We start from the raw sequence: 15,399 nt of genomic DNA, 5'->3' as shown, positions 1-15,399 counted from the left end.
CGGACGCACTCTCCCTTCAGGTCATGCGGGGGAGCCGGATGCGGATCCGCGTGCCGGCCCCGGGCTCGGTATCGATCCGAATGCCGTACGCCTGCCCGCAGATGAGCTTGATCCGTTCGTCCACGTTGGCCAGGCCGATGCCTCCGGTTTTTTGCTTGTCTGCGGCCTCTTCGGTCAGCAGGCTCCCGGCCAGCTCGGGATCCATTCCGATCCCGTTGTCCGCCACAACGAACAGAATACCTCCGCCCGGCTCCTTCGCGCAAGTAATGACGATCCGGCCGCCGGTCTCCCGGTCGGCGAAGGCGTGCAGGATGGCATTTTCCACGATAGGTTGAAGAATCAGCTTGGGCGTCCGCAGCCGGCGGACCTCCTCGTCCATCTCGACGTCCGTCTCGATATGGAAGTTGAACCGGAACTTCTGGATGCCCAGGTAGCATTGGACATGCTCGATCTCTTCCTCGACGGTTACGGTCTCTTCGCCCTTGCCGATGCTGATTCGCAACAGCCGCGAAAGAAGGCTGACCATCTCCGCCGCATTGTTCGCCTTCTGGATCAGCGCCGTCCATTTGATAATATCGAGCGTGTTGTATAGAAAATGCGGGTTGATCTGCGCTTGAAGCGCCCTCAGCTCCGCGATCCGCTTCTGGTCCTGCTCGATGTAAACCGCGTGCAGCAGCTCGTCGATCCGCGTGACCATGTAGTTGAAGCTGCTGCCCAGCACGTCGAATTCGTCGTGCCGCCGCTTCGTCTGATAGCGCACCGCCATGTCTCCCGACATGACCCGCTTCATGAGCCGGATCATCTTGAGGATCGGCTTCGTGATCGAGCCCGCCAGCACGACCGCCGTCACGATCGAGAAGACGATGCAGATCAGCGCGATGACGAGAATGATCTGCAGCAGCCGGTTCGAGTCCTGGTACAGCGCGGACTTCGAGATGACGTTGACGACCATCCAGTCGTTCGTGCGCAGCTTCCGAACGTTGACGACGAACTGATTGCCGTTGTAGCGGAGCGGGAACTTCAGCTCCCCCGAACCATCTCCGGCGTCCGCGCCGACGATCCGATCGTACCCGTCTTGCCCCAGCACCTCGGCCACGCTTTTCCCGATGAGCGCATTATCCGGGTAGGAGACCAGGCTGCCGCGGCCGTCGACGATGAAGCTTTGCAGGTCCCGGTTGTTGCTCACGGCCTTGGAGACGAGCTCCTTGATCACTTCCTCGCGGATATCCAGCACCGCGACGATGCCCACGGGGCTGTCGTCGGATATTTTGTACAGCTGCTTGGCCAGCGAGAACACATTCGTGCTCTGGGAGTTCAGGCTGTCCACGTAGGTGGCATAGCGGGTCGGGTACCAGCGAAAGTTGCTGCCGTCGCCCAACGTCAGCAGATAGGGGGCGGACTCCGTCGTCGTCCGCTTGCTCCAGCGGTAGATGCCCTTGATATAATGCCGGTCGGAGATGAACGAGATCGACTGCACGTCCTGGTTGATGGCCACGATCGTCGACAGCTTCGTCGTCAGCGACAGGCTGTCCAGGTCGTATTGGGCGGGATCCGCCGCGTTCAGCTTCCGCAGCATTTCGACGATCTCGTTGTTGTTCAGCACCTGCATCATCATTTCCTTGTAGATGCCCAAGCGCGTATCCAGATTGTCGGCCGTCTGGTTCAGCAGATGCTCGGAATATTCCGTCGCCTTGTCGTTGATCGTGGAGCGGGAGATAGAGAAAGAAATGATCCCCATGACCAGAAGAGGCGTCAAGGAGAACAGAAACAAAAGCAGCATCCACTTGGTGCGCATGCTGCTTCTCCATATGAATATCCGGGAGAACGGGCGTCCCCGGGTTAGCCGGACGGGCTGCTCTGGCATATGGGTCACCCCTGAAGCCTCTTCGCTTGTTGTCATCCCTTGATGCCGGACATGGAAACTCCTTGCACGATGTGGCGCTGCAGCAGGATGAAGACGACGATCGTCGGAATCGCCGCGATCGCGCTCGCCGTCATGATCATGTTCAGGGACATTGTATTATTCGACAAAAAGGTAGGCAGCCCTGCCGACAGAATCATGTTTTCCGCCGAGGTGATCGACAGGTACGGCCACAGAAAGTTGTTCCAGGACAGGATGAAGTAGAAGATGCCGACCGACACCATCGCGGATTTCGTGAGCGGCAGGCACACTCTCCACCACAGGCCGAAGTTGCGGCTGCCGTCGATCTGGGCCGCTTCGATATAGTCCCGCGGCACCCCGTCCATGAACTGCTTCAGCAGCAGCACGCCGATCGGGTTGGTGAGCCCGGGCAGAATGATCGCCCAGATGTTGTCGATCAGCTTCAGATGAAGCGTCGTCTCGTACAGCGGGATCAGAATCGCTTCCGTCGGAATGAGCAGCCCCGAGACGATGACGATGTAGAACAGCCCGCGGGTGCGAAAAGGCAGCTTCGAGAACGAGAACGCGGCCAGCGAGCTGAACAGGATGGCGATGACCGTCGTCAGCACGCCGATAACGAGGCTGTTCCACGTCCAGCGCAAAATCTCCGAATCGCGTACGACCTTCACGTAGTTGTCCGTATTCAGGTCGGACCAGCGGACCCAATCGGCGAGAGAATAGACGCTCGTGCCGTCGGGCTTGAGCGAGACGAGAAGCATCCAGAGCAGCGGGAAAATAAACAGCAGCGCCAGCAGCGCGGCTATGACGTTGAGCACCCATTTGTTCATGCGTTTCTCTCCTTACCCGTCTTTCCGGTCCGTCAGTTTGAATTGAATCGCGGCAAAGAGCAGCATGATGACGCAGAACAGAATCGACTGCGCCGAAGCCAGGCCGAACATATCCTTCTTGAAGCCGGTGACGTAAATATAGCGGATCATCGTGTTCGTGGCGTCTCCCGGACCGCCGCCCGTCATGATCTGCACCTGGCCGAACAGCTTCAGGCTGGCGATGATCTGGTAGAAGATCTGAATCTTCGTTACTCGGGACAGACCAGGCAGGGTAATGTGCCGGAATCGGCTCCACGCGCCCGCGCCGTCGATCTTGGCGGCTTCGTAATGGTCGGCCGGGATCTCCTGAAGTCCCGCCAGGAACAGCACCATGACGAAGCCGACCGTCCACCAGTCGGTCGCGATGGTGATCGCCCACCAGACGAAATGCTTGTCGGTCAGCCAGTTGACCTCTCCGCTCGAGCCGAACAGCCGCAGCAGCGCGTTCACGGGGCCGTTCTTCGGATCGAACAGATGGAGCCAGATGAAGCTGATCACCGACACGGACAGGACATACGGCAGGAAGAAGGCGGAGCGGATGAACGTCCGGACCCAAATTTTCTGATGGACGATCAGGGCCAGCAGAAGGCCCAGTACGATGACGGTCGGCGTGCACAGCAGCACGAAGGAAAAGGAATGCCACAGGTACTTATAGAAATCGGGATTGCGCAGAAGCTTCCCGTAGTTGTCGAGTCCGACGTACTTCTCCATCCCCTGAATGCCCCACACGTGCAGGCTCATCCAGGCGCCGCGCAGAACGGGCCACAGATAGAACACGGCGAAGGGAATCAGGAACGGGACGACGTACAGAATCGCCTGCAGCTCGCTCCGCCAGCCTCTCCGCCGGGTGCGGCGGGCGGCGGCTGCGCCCGCTTGCGATTCGGCTCGTATCGTTTCCATTGTCCACTCTCCTCGAAGTCATGCGATTCTCTCTCTAAGACGAGGAGAAGAAGCTCCCGGACCGTCCGGGCCGCTTCCTCTCCGCGAGCTGCGTCAGTTGGCCAGCACTTCGTTGATTTGCTTCTCCAGGTCCGCGAGTCCCTTCTCCGGCGTTGCGCTGCCGAAGATGATATTCTGAAGCGACTCGGACAGGGTGGTGTAGATCGTGTTGTACTTGTCGGTCGTCGGCGCGAATTTGACCGTCTTCTGCGCCTTCAGGAATTCGCTGCGGTACGGCAGGTTGAGATAATCCTGGCTGGACGTGACGTTCTTGTTGGCCGGCACGTGGCCCGCCTTGCCCCAGGTCGAACCTCCGACTTCGGAAAAGTACTTCATGAACTTGGCCGCAGCCTCCTGCTTCTCCGGAGAGACGTACGACGGGACGACGAGCGTGTGGGAGCTGGCCCAATGCGTCTCGCTGCCGAAGATCGGCGGCAGCGGCATCGCGCCGATATGCTTCGACTCGTCGCCGAGCAGCAGGCCCGCTTCCCAGACGCCGCCGAACCAGAAGGCGGCTTTGCCGTTGCTGAAGCTGTCCCACGGATTTTTGTCGTTCAGGTCGGCGTATTTCTTGTCGTAGAGGTCCTTATAGAACTTCAGGACGCTGAGTGCCTTGTCGTTGTTGATGGCGGCCTTGGTCATGTCGGCGTTCAGGATGTCTCCGCCGGCTTCGTAATACATGTTCAGGAACGGCTCCTGGAAGTAAGGCGTATTGACGGCGATCGCCTGCACGTCCGGCACCTTGTCGTGAATTTGCGCCAGCGTCTGCTCGAAGCCTTCCGGCGTCATGTCGCCGAGCTTCGGCGTGCCGTCGTCGTTCAGCAGGCCGGCCTTTTGCAGCAAATCTTTATTGTAGTAGAACATATGGAAGTGCGTATCCAGCGGAACGGCGTAATGCTGGCCGTCATAGGAGACGCTGTCGAGATTGGACTGCGTAATCTGGGCGAGGTCGAAGCCGACCTTGGAGGCCAGATCGTCGATCGGCACGATCTGCTTCGCCTTGACGAACGGCGAGATCCGGTCGACGTGGGCGACGGCGACGTCCGGGCCCTTGCCGGAGGAGAGCGCCGTGCTCAGCTTCGCGTAATACTCGTTCGATTCCAGCCGCAGCTGCTTCACGGTCACTTCCTTCTGCGAATCGTTGAAGCCCTTGATGATCTGGTCGACGAAGTCTCCCTCGCCGCCGCCGAACATGTTCCAGAACGTAATCTCGACCGGGCTGCCGCCGCCACCGGAGTTGCTCGCCGGCGCGGAAGAAGACGGCGCTGCGCTGCTTGCGGACGCTCCTGAAGAAGCGCTAGGCGACGCGCTCGATGACGCGTTGCCGTTGTTCCCGTTCCCGGACGAACAGCCTGCCAGCGCCAATGCCAGCGTCATGCCGGCCGACAGGAGCACGGCGGATTTCTTGCGGTGTTGCATGTTTAACCACCCTTTCCAGTTGTGTACGTACCCGAGAAAGCGCTATCCGATTATTTGTAAGTGCTTTCTTCATGACTTACTTTACCGCTGCCGGCTCCTCCGATGAACCGACAAAAGGCCGCTCCTGCTCGAACAAATTACAGATGTTCGAAGCGCTTCCGCGCGGCCGGGGTGGCGAATGTTACGGTAGGGGGAAAATGTACAGGGAGGAGGAAATGACCGGTGGGGAGCGCTAACGGAACTGAGCGCCCTTTTAAGAGGTAACGAATCTGAGCGCTCTTATTTGTGGGAAAAGACGGGTTTTTCTTTTCTAAAGAAACGGAGTGCGCTTATTTGCCCAAGATCGCCAACGAAAAGTCGTTCTCGCGCCAAATAACGGCGCTGAATTTCGTTACATTTCTCAAACCCTCCGGAACCCCTCAATAGAGTCTCTCCGTTTCGTTAAAGAAAGCGGCGGAAGTCCGAGACGCCGCTTGCGTCCCGGCTGCCGCCGCTTTTTCCGCTCAGTACAAATTGATATTGTCGAAGCTGACGCTGTTGCCGAACCCGCCGCGCACGCCGATCGTGCCGCCGGTATACGTCGCGTCGTTCACGTTGATCTTGGGAGTCGTCATGTCGCCGACGTAGAACCTGATGTTCCCGCCGCCCACGACGACTTTGACGTGGTACCACGTGTTCGTCGAGATCGTCGCGTTGACGGTCTGCAGCGGCGTCCAACTGTTGTTGAAGCGTCCCAGCCAGATGACGCCGTTCGAATCGATGCCCGCGCCGTAGCCGGATTGAGAATCGGCTCCGTTGGTCGGATTCGTCACGTTGAAGACGAGGCTGCCCTGTCCGGCGTTGTTCAGCTTGATGTCGCCTTCCAGCGTGAAGCTCGCCCTCGACGGATATGGCGTCAGCAACGACTTGTCGGCATTCGCCGAGGCGACGTTATACGTTCCGCCGCTGACGGACCAAGTTCCGCCGTAGTGCACCCAGCCGTTCTCGTTCGCGGAGAAATCGTTGGAATACGCGGCGCTGCTCAGGGTGCCGAACCGGACCTGGATATTGTGGCCGCCGACGCTGCGGTCCACGGAATCGATAAGCGCAATCTCGTTCGGACCGGTCTGGTACAGCGAAGCCCACAGGTTGTTGCCGAAGGCCGGCAGGTCGTTGTCATACCAGGTGTTACCGTAGTCGTTGCTCATCGAGACCACGTTCGTGTTGGAGGTGAGCACGAGCCGGCCGTCGCTGAGCGACAGCAGATAAGGTCCGCCTTGCTGGTTGGTGGACACCCGGCTGCCGATGCCGCTGGCCCACGTTCTCCCGTCCGAGCTCTTCTTGGTGTAAATATGGCAGCCCTGCGTGCCGCAAACCTCGTACGTCACGATATACTGTCCGTTGGCCATCTTGGTCCACACCGGCATGCCCGGGCGCGCGGCGGAGTTGGACGGGTCCCAGGCGACATAGATCTCGCTGCCCCAGCTGGCGCCGCCGTTCGTCGAGATCCGCTCGGAGATGAGCTGGCTGTAGGACGGGCTCTCGGTCACATGCTTCTCGTTCGCGTACATGACGGCAAGCGATCCGTCGTCCAGCAGCTGCATATGCGGCTCGTACACGCCTTTGTCCGGGCTGCCGAGCGAGCCGGGGGTGCCGTTGTTCTCGTCGATCGTGCTCAGAAAACTCCAGTTCGAGCCGCCGTTCGTACTCTTGTACACGTGAAGCTGGTACGATTCCTGCCACCGGACCGAACGCATGGCGAGCAGGAGGTCGCCGTTGGCCAGTTGAATCATCTGCCCGTTGTCAAGGTCGCGCCCGTCCTCCCACAGCGTGGCGGCGAGCGACCAGGTTCGGCAGTTGTCCGTGCTGCGGAACACTTGGATCCGGGTGCCGCCCCACGAGACTTTCGTATACCCGTTGTTGTCGTAGATGGCGGCGACCGCCAGCCAGGTGCCGTTCGCCAGCTTGAGCATCCGGGGATACTCGGACCCGAACGTGCCGGGATGAATGCCTCGGGCGTCGGTGCCCGCGTCCGTGAACGTGTTGATGTTCGTGACGGTCGAGGTCGACCCCCAGAGGATAGGGCCATTGGCCGCAAACGTCGGAAGCGCGGTGGCGATCAGAATAAAGCTCAGAATGCCGGCAAACGATGCGAATAACTTTCGCAGCATAACGAATTCCCTCCCGTGCGATTGGATTTGAAAAACGATGGTGCCGTGCCGCTGCCTTCTGACCGAAACGTGCTTCCCTCCTTTTTTGGTGTAAGGGCTTTCAGTTTGTAGTGTAAAATGCCCGCCGCTGCAAGAACACCGACAATCTGCCGGTTTTTGGTAAACGATCTTACGATTTTTGCCCGGGAAGGGAGAAGAATGGCCTTAGGAGGGGCGGATCGGATCGAAGTCCCATGACCTCCTGGAAACAAAAAAAGGCGCGACGATGCGATCCTGTTCATCGCATCGTCGCGCCTGCAGCTTTCACCGCATCCGTATCGCTAAGGCAGCGAGAACCAGAACGTATCGCCGGTCTCCGTGTTGTCGCACCCTGTCAGCGCGTACCCCTGCCTGTCCTGCGCCTTCTTTTGCAGTTCCACGTTTTGGCAACTGGTGCTCGGCCTGCCTGTATCTGCTCCGAACTTATCCATGGAATTGTCGTACGTATAGCGAATGGAGCTGCCGTCATATGCCAGTTCGTAGAAGATCGGATCGCCTTCGGTTGTGTATTGCGTGATCCGAACAGCGGATGGCGCATGGTTTTCCAAGCTCGACATGAACGTATTCCATTTCTCGCCGTTGTAAAGTTTCCCGTGGGCGTTGACAATGTCGCCGTTCTCGATCGCCCGGTCCGAGCCGTACGGCTTGGATATCGCCGGTAATCCGGCGGCCGTCCGGCCGCCCTTATCGGTGCAAGAGACGAGCAACAAAACCGCGAAGCTCAAAATTAGGAAAAGCCGCCCTCTCATCGTATAAATCCCCTCCCAGCATTTTGGACGCAGCTGTGCGCGTTGGGGTTGCGGGGAGAAGAGGGGTTAGCCGAGATTGATTTGCTTGATCACGTCGAGCGGGATCTTCGGCTTCCGGTCTTCCGTCAGCAGGCCGTTCACTTCCTGCTGGACGTCGGTAATTTGGGTGTAGCAGTATCCGCAAATATAGTCCGTATCCTTGATCGCTTGCGTAATCGAGCGGAACCGCTCGACGAATGCGTCCTCCCCGTCCACCTGTTCCCCGTAGCCCCAGCCCTTGCCGGACCGGAGGGCGATGCCGCCGAACTCGCTGACGATGATCGGCTGGCCGCGGTACTCGTAGCCTCGCGCCATCGCGTACTTCGCGCGGTTGAACGCAATGTGGCCGCCGAGCAGAGCTTCGGCGTCCGCATAGCGCTCCTTCAGCGCTTCGCCCCGCTCCTCGTAATCGTGCAAAGTCACGATGTCGCTGACCGTATGCTCCCATCCGTCGTTCACGATGACCGGACGGTGGGGATCAAACGATTTGGTCAGGTGATAGATCGCCTCCGTAAATTTCTGCTGCTTCACGCTCGTAAGCACCTGCGGAATGCCCCACGATTCGTTGAACGGGACCCAGGTGACGATGGAAGGGTGATTATACTGCTGCCTGACGATCTCCGTCCATTCCGCCGCGAACGTATCGACTGCCTCGTCGTTGAATTCGAACGTCGCCGCCATCTCGGACCAGACAAGGACGCCTTTCACGTCGCACCAGTACAGGAAGCGGGCGTCCTCGATCTTCATGTGCTTGCGCACGCCGTTGTAGCCCATCGCCAGAAAGGCGTCGATATCCTCGATCAGCGCCTCTTCGGAAGGAGGGGTGAGGTGGCTGTCCGGCCAGTAGCCCTGGTCCAGGATGAGCCTCTGATAGATCGGCGCGTTGTTCAGCAGCACCTTGTTTTTCTCGATGGAAATCTTTCGCATGCCGAAATAGGAATACGCTTGGTCGATGACCGCCTCCCCTTCGTACAGCGTAAACTCCACATCGTACAAGTTCGGATTTTGCGGGGACCAGGTCGCCAGCTTCCACGGGCCGTTCGCCTCGTGCGTCAGGTCCACGTCCAGCTGCAGCCACGGACGGTCGATCGTAAGCTGCGCCCGCTTCAGCGTTTTCCCCCGGAAGCGGATCCGGGTCTCCAGCCGAAGCTCGCGATCGGGAGCGGGGGCTAGATGGGTCTGATACTCGAACCGGACGGAGCGGTTGTCCAGATCCGGCGTGATCTTGACCGCTTTGAGATGAGAAGGGGAGACACGCTCCAGCCAAACGCTCTGCCAGATGCCGGTCGTCTGCACATAGAAGCATTCGAAGTTGTCGTCCACCCAGCGCTGCTTGCCCCGCGGCTGCGTGCAGCTCTGGCTGTCCTCGGCCTTGACGACGATCCGGTTGGCCGCGCCCGGCTCCCGTGCCAGACTATCCGTAATATCGAGCGAGAAGGCTGCATAGCCCCCTTGGTGGCGCCCTGCGAATACGCCGTTCACCCACACTTTGGCGACGTAATCGACGGCCTGAAAGTGGAGGATGACCCGCTGTTCCCCCAAATCAGGCGGCGTCGGCCATTCCCGCTGATACCATACGTAAGGGTGGAACTTCTCTTCGCCGATCCCGCCGGCTTTCGTTTCGTAGGTGAACGGAACTTGGATTTTCAAATCGCCGTGCAGATCATCGTACCACCTGGCGCGTTCTCCGACATTCTGGTCGTCGAAGCGGAAATCCCATTCCCCGTTCAGGCTCTGCCAATTGTCGCGGACAAACTGCGGCCGAGGATAATCTTTGACGTAATGACCGGTCGTCATGATGCAGCAACGCTCCTTATGAACATTTTTATTGCATTAATACAAAATAATTGTAACAATGGCTTTAGCATAGAAGCTTATCGCTCAAAAGTCAACGACACGAGCGCAAAAAAAGAGAGCGGGCCGAGTTCGTCCGGCCCTGCTCCCGTTGCCGCCCTGCGCTCTATCAGGAGGATGCGGCTTCATAATCGATTCTCATCACGATATCCTGCTCGAAGTTCCCGAATCGTCTGCCGAACAGATTGAGCCCTCCCTTGAAGACGGCATCCTCCTTTACGCCGATTCGCATATCCACGAAGGCGCGGCCGGGCAGATCGAGCCGGGACAACCCGACGGCGGAAATCTCTTCATGGTCCATCGTACTGCGGTTGGCGTCGACCGCCCATGTTTTGAGCATGCCGTATTGCGTTCCGGTATCCGGCCACCAGGCGGGGTTCAGCCTGCCGCGCCTGCCTCCGAAGTCGCCCGGCGACGTCCACGTTCCGATCTCGGCGTCATTGATCCACAACGTGATGTCCGATGGCCAGTCGTTGTCGTAGTTGGGGGCTTCCGAACAAATCTCCATCGAGAACTCGATGCGCCGGATGCGGGTCCCCGCAGGGATCTCCAGCGGGAAACGGTACTCCAGGTAGCCTTTGCGCAGCCAGATGAGCTGAGCCTGCAGGCGGTTCGGATGAAAAAACGCGGCCGGCACATCCTCCGCAATGATCCGGCCTTCCTCGCCGACCATGCCGCAAGTCGGCGCCGCTTCGCAGGAGACGAAGCTGCCGATCGGCATCTCGATCTCATAGCGGCGTTCCCCGTCCAAGGCACGCGGTCCCGGTTCGTTCAACGCGATTCGGATATCGTCGAACGTGCGGCTGCACACCTTCATCGCGCCTCTCGTGGCGGGCAGCAGCTCGGTCTCGATCAGACCGGCCTGCTCCAATACTTTGACGTTGGAGGCAGCCGTGGATACGGGGATGTTCAGCGCTTCAGCGAGCTCCGCCACGTTCATTCTCCGCGCGTTGAGCAGCTTCATCATGCTGAGCCGGAGCTCCGTCGACAGCGCATGGGCCACCCGGGCCAGCTCCTCCGGGCGCTCCATTGACAATTCTAAAATAGGAATCACTCCGATATTTCCGCTTTAGCTGTATTGTAGCAAAAAACATTGATTTAGGATAAAAAAAGACGGCTTTGCCGGCCGCCTTGGCGATAGGGGCGAGCGAAGCCGCCGCTGATTTATAATACGAGGTGGTCAGAGGCACGAATACAGTTCCGCCTTCGGACGCCTCGGCATCGACCCAAACGCTGCTAACTCCGCCGATATCGACCTCGATCGTTTTCAGCTCGTAATCGGTTTTGGAAGGGTCCTTGGTGTGGTACATATCATCGAAGCCGTCCGTGATGGAGACGAGAATCGGCGGGTACGTCGTGTTGACTTCCGATCATGGTCGAACGGGAGGAACAGGCCGGAAAACGAATGGAAACGAGCAGGTACGTTCGGTTATCATAAAGACAGAAGTCGCGGACTGTGTCGGAATTTGCAATAAAGTAATGAAGGGAGCGGAGGAGTCATGAGACGGTTTACCGTTCAAGAGGCGAACGAGCTGCTGCCGGAATTGAAGCGCGATCTGCATCGCTTGCAGACGCTGCTCGACGAATACGAGGAACAGAAGGTGGAGCTGCAGCGGCGCAAAAATACGCTGGCGTCCTACACGCCCGAATCGGGGGGAATGGATCCCTTTTTCGAAGTGGAGGGCCGGCTGGACTTCATGCGGTTGGAAGTGCAGCTCATGGTCGATAACTTCGAGCGCAAGGGGGTTCTGCTCAAGATGGTCCAGCCGGGGCTGATCGACTTCCCCGCGATTGTTGACGGCGAAGACGCGCTCATCTGCTGGAAGGAAGGGGAAGAGCGCGCATCCCACTACCACGGCTGGCATGACGGCTTTCGCGGCCGCAAGCCGCTTCCGGAAGATTAGAAGAACGGCCGAATCGCCTCGTCGTCCCATACCTGCGCTTCGATATAGCGTTCGGGGCCGCGGTCTCCGTCCCGGTTCCATTCCTGAGGCCAGCCGAATTCGCGAATGACCTCCACAATCTCCCGCTTGGTATAGATCTGCCGGCGGTAAGATTTCCCGTCTTGTACTCTCATGGTCGGGAACAAATCCCCGTAGGCGAAGCTGATCGTCTTCTCGTCGAACGCGTCCCAATCGATGGCGATCCAGGCCGGACGCTTGTACCACGTCTTCAGCCAGTCGCAGGCTCCAAGGGTCATATAATGCGGGAAAGGGCTGCGGGGCTTGCCGCCTTTGCGGACGAACAGCTCCCGAGCCTTGCCCTCCAACTCCCGCCGGATCTCGAGATAGTCGGGCGGCCTGCGGCCGGCGAACGCCGTTCCTTCTTCGCGGATTCGGCGCGACACCTTTTGGGCTTCTTCCGGAGACAGAACGGACAAGTTGCGGAAAGGGCCGGTCGACGCCTCGTAATAGTGATAGAGTTTGTACGACAAAGAGTTTTCTCCCCTCGCATCAAGCTTTTTCCCATCTAGTCGCGCGCTTTGAAGTCAAATGGAAGTATGAGAAATCTATCTATTGAGCAGGCTATTCCTAGAATACTCTCTCAATAGGAGAATTGCCATGAACGCTCCTTATGCCGCTTTTATCGAGAATGTGTTCCGTCTCCATCCGGTTTTCCTGGTCGGAAGCGGGTCTTCCGCGGGAGCGGGAATCTCCACCATGGCCCGATTGGCCGCTTATCTGGCCGAGCACGTCTCGGCGGATTTGCTCTCGCTCGCGGATGCGAGGGAGTGGAGGCGGATCCTCCGCCGGCTGACGGCCGAACGCCGGGGGCTGGAGGAAGCGCTGCAGCTTTCGGGCGAGGCGCTCAGCGAATCGCTGCTTCAAGAGATCGTGCGGCATACGTGGCGCCGCATCTCCGAGGACGAGCAGAAGCAGGTGCTGGACATCTCGAACGGATGCGATCCGACGGGGTTCGTCCGCTATTTTCGCAATGCGAGAAATACGAATCATTTCACGATCGATATGGTGACGACGAACTACGACCATCTGTTGGAGTGGTCGGCGTCCGCTTCCGGCTGGGGCGTCTGGGACGGATTCAACGAGGGTGCCATCGGCGTTCCGCTTTCGGCCGCGGAGCTGGACGAGCGAATGAAGAACATCACGAGGCTCGGCAAGCGGACGATCACGACGCGTTATCCCTACGTGCGGCTCTATAAGCCTCACGGGTCGCTCAGCTGGTTCAAGTATCCGGACGGGCAGATTCGGAAAGTTCAAGGCGTCGGCAGCCACCTGCTGCCGCAGCTGGCCAAGGTGAAGATTACGCCGGCCATCGTGACGCCGGGCACGGGCAAGTATCTGGAGACGCACCGGGATCCTTATGCCGGCGTGCTGGCGCAGATGCGCTCCGCGCTCGAAGGGTGCCGAGCCTTGGTCGTCGTCGGCTTCGGATTCAACGACCATCATGTTCAGGCGAGCTTCGAGACGCTTCTTCGCGACGAATCGGTGCCGAAGGTCATTGCGGCGAGGAATCTGTCGGACAGCGTCAAAGCGTTGATCCGGGAGCGCAAAATCCGTCATTACTTCGCCTTCGAGAAGGAAGGGGACGGCAGCCGGATCGTCGGAGACGGGGGGCAGACGTTCTCCGTTCGGGATCCCGGCCTGTGGACGCTCAAAGGGCTGCTCGCGGCCGCGTGGGGGGTGGAGGCGGATGCGGGAACGACCGGACTTGTTTAATCTTCGCCCGAATCGGCGAATCGGACTGGTAAACAAAGTCGACAGCTGCCGCGTGAACGTCTCGACGACGGACGAGCGGCAGCTCAGACGGGCGAACGTGAACGGCTACGTCATCCTCCATACGGCCGATGCGAACGCCAGATTGATCGGAAGAATCGCGCGCGTGGTGCGGTTCGAAGCCGATCCGGGAAAAAATGAGGATGCGCGCGGCTTCGGGACGGTTCTGAACGACGTGACGATTCATGCGCTGGGTACGCTGAAGGGGCCCGGCGGAGGAAGAGAACAGGCGGTATTCACCCGCGCAGTGGAGTCGCTGCCCGAGATCGGCGCCCAATGCTTCCTGCTGCTTGGGGAGGATCTGGCGCAGTTCGTCGCTCTGGTCGCCGAAGGGTCCGCGCGTCACGGGGCGCCGCTGTCGCTGGGGACTTATGCGCTGGCAGATGAGCCGGAGACGGAAGCCTGGCTGGACGGCAACGCGTTTTTCCAACGCCATGCCCTGATCGTCGGCTCGACCGGCTCGGGAAAATCGTGGGCGGTGGCCGCCTTGATGGAGCAGGTCGCCGAATTGGCGAGCGCCAACGCGATTCTGTTCGATCTGCACGGGGAATATGAACCGCTGGCGAAGCACCCTCGCGTGACGCGATACCGGATCGCCGGACCGGCCGATCTGGAGCGACCCGGCGATAGCGCGCTCTTTCTGCCGTATTGGCTGCTCGGATATGAGGACATGCTGGCGCTCATTCTGGACCGGAGCGACGAGAACGCTCCGAACCAGGCGATGGCGTTCAGCCAGGCCGTCGTCCATGCCAAACGGGCATCGCTGTCCGCCGCCGGCATGGCGGAGGAGCTGGACACGTTCACCATCGACAGTCCCGTTCCTTACCGTCTGGACGATGCGGTCGCGGAGATCGCCGAGCTGAACGAGCAGAAGGTGCCGGGCAAGAACGGCCCGGTCAACGGCCCTTTTTACGGGCGGTTCAACCGCTTTCTCCCGCGCCTGGACGCCAAGCGAAGCGACCGCCGGCTCGGATTTCTGTTCGCGCTGCCGGAGGCGGCCTTATCGTCAAGCTATTTAGACGTATTGGCCGAGAAGCTGATGAGAGCCGGTTCGGCGGAGCGGGCGGGGGTGAAGATCGTTGACTTCAGCGAAGTGCCTTCGGACATTCTGCCGATGGTGATCGGTCTGACGGCACGGCTGGTGTTCCAGCTGCAGATGTGGTCCGACCGCCGGCATCGGCGTCCGATAGCGCTTATATGCGAGGAAGCGCATCTCTACCTGCCGCACCGGGCGGCCGCGGACGCGGCGGAAGCGCGGGCGCTCGACCCGTTCGGGCGAATCGCGAAGGAGGGGCGCAAATACGGCGTCAGCCTGCTCGTCGTGAGCCAGCGCCCCTCCGAGCTGAACCCGGCAGTGGCGAGCCAATGCCACAATGTCGTCGCGCTGCGGCTCGCCCATTCCGCCGACAAAAGCGCGGTATCCCGCCTGCTCCCCGAGAACCAGGGAGGCATCGAGGACTTGCTGGCGACGCTCGGCGTCGGCGAAGCGGTCGTCGTGGGCGACGCCTGTCCGCTGCCGAGCCGGATTCGCCTTCGGGAGCCTGCTTACGCTCCCGAATCGCCGTCCGTCCGGTTCTGGGACGAATGGAGCCGCGCGGCGAACGAACAGAACCTGGCGCTGACGGTCCGGAACCTGAGGCGGCAGACGGCTTCTCGTGCGGATGCGCAAGCGTAAAGAGTCCGAATAATTCAACGGCGAGGAGGAAATAACAAATGAGTACGCAAACC

Annotated in this window: 12 protein-coding genes; 3 read left to right on the top strand and 9 right to left on the bottom strand. The window is 59.7% G+C overall.

Features of this window, described 5'->3' with window-relative positions:
* Positions 1 to 16: 16 nt before the first annotated feature.
* The 8 genes from H7C18_RS23955 to H7C18_RS23920 all read right to left on the bottom strand — a co-directional run bounded on the left by H7C18_RS23955 (position 17) and on the right by H7C18_RS23920 (position 10,991).
* Positions 17 to 1,795, bottom strand: coding sequence for a sensor histidine kinase (locus H7C18_RS23955; protein WP_185131631.1), 1,779 nt, complete (start codon positions 1,793 to 1,795; stop codon positions 17 to 19).
* Positions 1,796 to 1,896: 101 nt separating this feature from the next.
* A complete protein-coding gene (locus H7C18_RS23950) occupies positions 1,897 to 2,709 on the bottom strand; it encodes a carbohydrate ABC transporter permease (RefSeq protein ID WP_185131630.1) in 813 nt (270 codons plus the stop codon).
* A gap of 12 nt (positions 2,710 to 2,721) precedes the next feature.
* Complete coding sequence (locus H7C18_RS23945; protein ID WP_185131629.1) at positions 2,722 to 3,648, bottom strand: carbohydrate ABC transporter permease; 927 nt, start codon at positions 3,646 to 3,648, stop codon at positions 2,722 to 2,724.
* Between the two features lie 93 nt (positions 3,649 to 3,741).
* Positions 3,742 to 5,106 (bottom strand): ABC transporter substrate-binding protein, encoded by a 1,365-nt coding sequence (locus H7C18_RS23940; RefSeq protein WP_185131628.1) that lies wholly within the window; start codon positions 5,104 to 5,106, stop codon positions 3,742 to 3,744.
* 503 nt (positions 5,107 to 5,609) lie between these two features.
* Entirely contained in the window at positions 5,610 to 7,256 is a 1,647-nt protein-coding gene (locus tag H7C18_RS23935) for a 3-keto-alpha-glucoside-1,2-lyase-like domain-containing protein (RefSeq protein WP_185131627.1), read from the bottom strand.
* Between the two features lie 320 nt (positions 7,257 to 7,576).
* Complete coding sequence (locus H7C18_RS23930) at positions 7,577 to 8,044, bottom strand: DUF4362 domain-containing protein (RefSeq protein ID WP_185131626.1); 468 nt, start codon at positions 8,042 to 8,044, stop codon at positions 7,577 to 7,579.
* Between the two features lie 66 nt (positions 8,045 to 8,110).
* Complete coding sequence (locus H7C18_RS23925) at positions 8,111 to 9,880, bottom strand: glycoside hydrolase family 2 protein (protein ID WP_185131625.1); 1,770 nt, start codon at positions 9,878 to 9,880, stop codon at positions 8,111 to 8,113.
* Positions 9,881 to 10,046: 166 nt separating this feature from the next.
* On the bottom strand, positions 10,047 to 10,991 hold the full coding sequence (locus H7C18_RS23920) for an ArsR/SmtB family transcription factor (protein WP_337913896.1): 945 nt from the start codon (positions 10,989 to 10,991) through the stop codon (positions 10,047 to 10,049).
* A gap of 445 nt (positions 10,992 to 11,436) precedes the next feature.
* On the opposite strand from H7C18_RS23920, the gene H7C18_RS23915 reads away from it, so the two are divergent.
* On the top strand, positions 11,437 to 11,841 hold the full coding sequence (locus tag H7C18_RS23915) for a DUF2203 domain-containing protein (protein ID WP_185131624.1): 405 nt from the start codon (positions 11,437 to 11,439) through the stop codon (positions 11,839 to 11,841).
* Here H7C18_RS23915 and H7C18_RS23910 read toward each other — a convergent pair.
* Positions 11,838 to 12,371 (bottom strand): hypothetical protein, encoded by a 534-nt coding sequence (locus H7C18_RS23910; protein WP_185131623.1) that lies wholly within the window; start codon positions 12,369 to 12,371, stop codon positions 11,838 to 11,840. The genes H7C18_RS23915 and H7C18_RS23910 overlap by 4 nt on opposite strands.
* Positions 12,372 to 12,498: 127 nt before the next feature.
* Between H7C18_RS23910 and H7C18_RS23905 the strand changes: the two genes are divergently transcribed.
* On the top strand, positions 12,499 to 13,614 hold the full coding sequence (locus tag H7C18_RS23905) for an SIR2 family protein (RefSeq protein ID WP_185131622.1): 1,116 nt from the start codon (positions 12,499 to 12,501) through the stop codon (positions 13,612 to 13,614).
* Positions 13,589 to 15,346 carry an ATP-binding protein gene (locus tag H7C18_RS23900; RefSeq protein WP_185131621.1) on the top strand — a complete coding sequence of 586 codons (1,758 nt, stop codon included), beginning with the start codon at positions 13,589 to 13,591 and terminating at the stop codon, positions 15,344 to 15,346. The genes H7C18_RS23905 and H7C18_RS23900 overlap by 26 nt, the downstream gene beginning before the upstream one ends.
* Positions 15,347 to 15,399 lie beyond the last annotated feature (53 nt).

The organism is Cohnella zeiphila (assembly GCF_014212055.1).
GTDB classification, from domain to species: Bacteria; Bacillota; Bacilli; order Paenibacillales; family Paenibacillaceae; genus Cohnella; species Cohnella zeiphila.
The sequence above is the reverse complement of the archived record's forward strand: the minus strand, read 5'-3'. Positions and strand labels throughout refer to the sequence as shown.

Excerpts from the sequence above, each read along its gene's own strand:
- H7C18_RS23925 (WP_185131625.1), bottom strand. The coding sequence starts at position 9,880 with ATGACGACCGGTCATTACGTCAAAGATTATCCTCGGCCGCAGTTTGTC.
- H7C18_RS23955 (WP_185131631.1), bottom strand. The coding sequence starts at position 1,795 with ATGCGCACCAAGTGGATGCTGCTTTTGTTTCTGTTCTCCTTGACGCCT.
- H7C18_RS23945 (WP_185131629.1), bottom strand. The coding sequence starts at position 3,648 with ATGGAAACGATACGAGCCGAATCGCAAGCGGGCGCAGCCGCCGCCCGC.
- H7C18_RS23940 (WP_185131628.1), bottom strand. The coding sequence starts at position 5,106 with ATGCAACACCGCAAGAAATCCGCCGTGCTCCTGTCGGCCGGCATGACG.
- H7C18_RS23915 (WP_185131624.1), top strand. The coding sequence starts at position 11,437 with ATGAGACGGTTTACCGTTCAAGAGGCGAACGAGCTGCTGCCGGAATTG.
- H7C18_RS23950 (WP_185131630.1), bottom strand. The coding sequence starts at position 2,709 with ATGAACAAATGGGTGCTCAACGTCATAGCCGCGCTGCTGGCGCTGCTG.
- H7C18_RS23900 (WP_185131621.1), top strand. The coding sequence starts at position 13,589 with ATGCGGGAACGACCGGACTTGTTTAATCTTCGCCCGAATCGGCGAATC.
- H7C18_RS23935 (WP_185131627.1), bottom strand. The coding sequence starts at position 7,256 with ATGCTGCGAAAGTTATTCGCATCGTTTGCCGGCATTCTGAGCTTTATT.
- H7C18_RS23905 (WP_185131622.1), top strand. The coding sequence starts at position 12,499 with ATGAACGCTCCTTATGCCGCTTTTATCGAGAATGTGTTCCGTCTCCAT.
- H7C18_RS23930 (WP_185131626.1), bottom strand. The coding sequence starts at position 8,044 with ATGAGAGGGCGGCTTTTCCTAATTTTGAGCTTCGCGGTTTTGTTGCTC.